The sequence below is a fragment of the Streptomyces corynorhini genome (genome assembly GCF_003346515.1).
In the GTDB taxonomy this organism is placed as follows: Bacteria; Actinomycetota; Actinomycetes; order Streptomycetales; family Streptomycetaceae; genus Streptomyces; species Streptomyces corynorhini.
The window spans coordinates 1-3,712 of sequence record NZ_QQNA01000376.1 but is presented as its reverse complement, the minus strand read 5'-3'; the positions used below and the strand labels follow the sequence as shown (position 1 = coordinate 3,712).

The 3,712-nt window shown below is 71.0% G+C and carries 4 protein-coding genes; 2 read left to right on the top strand and 2 right to left on the bottom strand.

Annotated features, from left to right (window positions below):
• Positions 1-458: 458 nt before the first annotated feature.
• Entirely contained in the window at positions 459-767 is a 309-nt protein-coding gene (locus DVH02_RS32845) for a hypothetical protein (RefSeq protein WP_003985768.1), read from the bottom strand.
• A gap of 398 nt (positions 768-1,165) precedes the next feature.
• Between DVH02_RS32845 and DVH02_RS32840 the strand changes: the two genes are divergently transcribed.
• Together DVH02_RS32840 and DVH02_RS32835 are read left to right on the top strand one after the other, a co-directional pair.
• Positions 1,166-2,140, top strand: coding sequence for a C40 family peptidase (locus DVH02_RS32840; protein WP_114627498.1), 975 nt, complete (start codon positions 1,166-1,168; stop codon positions 2,138-2,140).
• 312 nt (positions 2,141-2,452) lie between these two features.
• Positions 2,453-3,184, top strand: a complete 732-nt coding sequence (locus tag DVH02_RS32835) for a phosphatase PAP2 family protein (RefSeq protein WP_114627497.1) — start codon at positions 2,453-2,455, stop codon at positions 3,182-3,184.
• A 21-nt stretch (positions 3,185-3,205) separates the two neighbouring features.
• Here DVH02_RS32835 and DVH02_RS32830 read toward each other — a convergent pair.
• The coding region (locus DVH02_RS32830; protein WP_147286187.1) for a sortase domain-containing protein at positions 3,206-3,712 on the bottom strand (507 nt) is incomplete at its 5' end.

The window sequence follows — 3,712 nt, the reverse complement described above, 5'->3', positions numbered from 1 at the left end:
GGGGCGGCGGGCGGGGCCGTAGGGGTCGCCGGTTCTGCCGTCGGGCAGCCGGGTGCGGGTCTGGCCCGTACCGCCGAAGCCGTCGTCCGTACGGCCGGTGTCGCCGCCGTAGCCGTGGTCGTCGCCGAAGCTCATGCCGGGTACGTCCCCTCAGCCGTGTGCCGGTCCGCGTTGCCTGCGATGCCCGCGTAGTACGACGGTAGCCGTGCTGGTTGCCGCGCGGGCGCGGTGTGGTGACTCGACATCAGGGAGACGCAACCTCAGCCGGTGGGTGCGACGGACGGGTGGTGTTGAGGGTGGTCCGGGGACGACCGGTACGGATGGGCTCGGTGGATGCCGGGGGACGGGTCCCGGTCGGGGTGTTCGGGCCCGGCGGGCCGGGGCCGGAGGCCGGCGGGGGCTCGTGCCGGGAGGGGCACGCTAGTGCCGTGACGGGGCGGGGCCGGCCGGGAGGCGCACTAGACGGCCATCCCGTACACGATCGTGAAGAGCGTGCCCAGTGAGCCGATGATGAAGACACCGGTCAGTCCCGCGACGATCAGGCCCTTGCCCTGCTCGGCGCTGAACGTGTCCCTGAGCGCCGTCGCCCCGATTCGCTGCTTGGCGGCGCCCCAGATCGCGATGCCCAGGCAGAGCAGGATGGCCACGGCCATCACTACCTCGATCATGACGCGGGCCTCGTTGCCGAGAGTCCCGAAAGGCCCCCAGTTCGGTGCGATGCCACCGATGATGGTGGTGATGTCGCCCTTCTCGGCTGCCAGGTACATGTAACTCACCGCCCCTGTCGGGTCGTTCACGCCCGTGCCCCATGGCACGGGTCACGCTCTATCTTCGCTGATGGAACCGGCCTCGTATGCCGCTTGGCTGCTCTCTTTACCCGATCCCCGCACATATGACCGACGCCGGGGCGCTGACCTGGTACGGATCGGATATACGTGGACGCGTATGGTTACTCTGTGTATCACGCTGCGTGACTTTGGGCAATGACTGTCGTTGTTACACCTTTACGGTCATGGCTTCGCCGAACCTCCACGGCTCTCTCCTCGTACACCACCGGATCACGCCCGCGCCCGCCTACACTGGCGCACGACGGTGGCCCTGACGCGAGGGGTGTGTGACGGTGCGTAAGGCATGGGTGATCGTGGCCGCCGTCGGCGGGCTGGGGATGAGCTTCGTCGCCCTGCTCGTCGTCGGTACCTACTCCGCGGCCGCCGGTCTCGCCGCGGGCGGCGGCGGGTCCGTGGCGCTGGCCAAGGGGGCGGTGCCCGCGCGGTACCAGTCGCTGGTGCAGAAGTGGGGCAACCACTGCCCCGCCATCAACCCCGCCCTCCTCGCCGCGCAGTTGTACCAGGAGAGCGGCTGGAACCCGTCCGCGCAGAGCCCCGCCGACGCCAAGGGCATCGCGCAGTTCATCCCCGGCACCTGGGAAGCGCACGCGATCGACGGGAACAACGACGGCGTCAAGGACATCTGGGACCCGGCCGACGCGATCCCCTCGGCCGCCTCCTACGACTGCGAACTGGCCGGTTACGTCAAGGACGTCCCCGGCGACCCGGCCAGCAACATGCTCGCCGCCTACAACGCGGGGGCGTACGCCGTCATCAAGTACGGGGGCGTGCCGCCCTACGCGGAGACGCAGAACTACGTCAAGGTCATCCGGACGCTGGAGAAGAGCTTCGCCCGGCCCGTCGGGCGGGTGGCGCCCTCCAAGCAGGCGGCCACCGCCATCTACTTCGCCCAGCAGAAGCTCGGCACGCCCTATCTGTGGGGCGGCAACGGCACGGCGGAGCAGGGTGGCCGCTTCGACTGTTCCGGGCTGACGCAGGCGGCCTACCGGACCGTGGGGATCGAACTGCCCCGGGTGGCCAACGACCAGTACAACGCGGGTGAGCACCCGTCACGGGACGAACTGCTCCCCGGTGATCTGGTCTTCTTCTCGGACGATCTGACCAACTCCCGGGCCATCCGGCACGTGGGGCTGTACGTCGGCGGCGGGTACATGATCAACGCTCCGTACACGGGCTCCGTGATCCGGTTCGACAAGATCGACACCCCCGACTACTTCGGGGCGACCCGCGTCACCGAGGACGGCGCGAAATCGCTCCCCACCGCACTGCCGGAGAATCGCCCCGAAGCCTGATCCAGGCCGTGGAACGGACGGGGAGCGGAGCGGAACCGGAGCTGGCGCAAGGGCGCGTGACGGTGGCGAGTGGCCGGAACCGTGCGGCGGGCCACCGCTCTGAGCTGCGACTATGTGTCACTCTTCGATAACGGCATGGTGATCTTTCGGTAGCGAGTGGAACGTGGACGGCGTGTGGGCCGTTCCCTGGACAAGTGCTGCGGTACTGATCACGCAGCATGTTCCCCACCGGCCAGGCGGGTTGGTGGAGGCCGCGCACCCGCGAGGTGCGGCGCGCGGGAGACGAGGCAGAGGCAAAAGGGGCCGCGGCAGATGGCTGGACTCGTACTGGATGGGTCGAACCCCGATGTCGGCCTGCTCTACGACATCAACGGGCTGGCCAAGGACGCCCCGCCGTGGTTCGACCGCGCCATGGCGTTCACCGGCGAGTACGGGATCATGATCGGGCTGGTCCTCGTCGTGCTCGCGGCCTGGTGGAGCGTGCGCGGGGCCGGTTCCGCCGAGGACTCGGTCGGGTCCGTCGCCGGTCTCCTCTGGGCGCCGCTGGCCGCCGCGGTGGCGCTGCTGGTCAACATCCCGATCCGCGGTTTCGTGGAGCGCCCCCGGCCCTTCCTCGACCACAAGGGACTTGAGGTCCTGGTCACCGGCAAGACGGACTACTCGTTCGTCAGCGACCACGCCACCATGGCGATGGCCATCGCCGTCGGCGTCTTCGTCGCGCACCGCCGGCTCGGCGTCGGCGCGATCGCGCTGGCGCTGCTCGAAGGCTTCTGCCGCGTCTACCTGGGCGTCCACTATCCGACCGACGTGATCGGCGGCTTCGCGCTCGGAACGGCGGTCGCCCTGCTGCTCACCCCGCTCGCGCTCGCGCTGCTGACGCCGCTCGTCTCCGCCGTCGCCAGGTCGCCCCGGCTCGGTCCGCTCGTACGGTCGCGGGCGGCGCGTGAGCGGGACCGCGCGGAGCCGGGGGCCGGTGGGATCGGCGGGACGCGGTCGCTGGGCATTCCCGAGCAGCGGCCGGACGACAACAACCTGGCCGCCTGACCCCCGCGGGCCCGCCAGGTCTCAGCGCACCGCCGCGGGCCCGTCGCCGGATACGGCGTCCGACACCGCGCTGACCACGACGTTCGAGTCCCAGTGGCCCTGGGCGTCGATGACCCCGCCGCAGGTGATCAGCCGCAGCTGCGGGTCGGGCACCGGGCCGTAGACCCGCTCGGTGGGGAACGCCCCGGTCGGGTACGTGTCCACGGACGTCACCCGGAAGGGCACCCGCCGCCCGTCTCCCAGCTCCGCCTCGACCAGATCGCCGGGGCGCACCCGGCCGAGCTTGGCGAAGACCGCGTTCTTGATGTCGTCCCGGCCGCCCACCACCGGAACGGTGCCCGGGTTGGCCGGGGCGTCGCGGTGGCCGACCAGCACGGCGGGACCCGGCTCGCCCGGCCGGGGGCCGTGGGCGTACCAGCCGACCTCCGCCGCGTGCCGGAAGCCCGGCGCTCGGGGTGAGCGCGGGCGTGCTGCCGCTCGCGCTGGACGAGGGCGGCACCCTGGACGCGCCGGGCTTCCGGCACGCGG

Coding starts and splice junctions, on each gene's coding strand:
- DVH02_RS32845 (WP_003985768.1), bottom strand. CDS start 767: ATGTACCTGGCAGCCGAGAAGGGCGACATCACCACCATCATCGGTGGC.
- DVH02_RS32840 (WP_114627498.1), top strand. CDS start 1,166: ATGAGCTTCGTCGCCCTGCTCGTCGTCGGTACCTACTCCGCGGCCGCC.
- DVH02_RS32835 (WP_114627497.1), top strand. CDS start 2,453: ATGGCTGGACTCGTACTGGATGGGTCGAACCCCGATGTCGGCCTGCTC.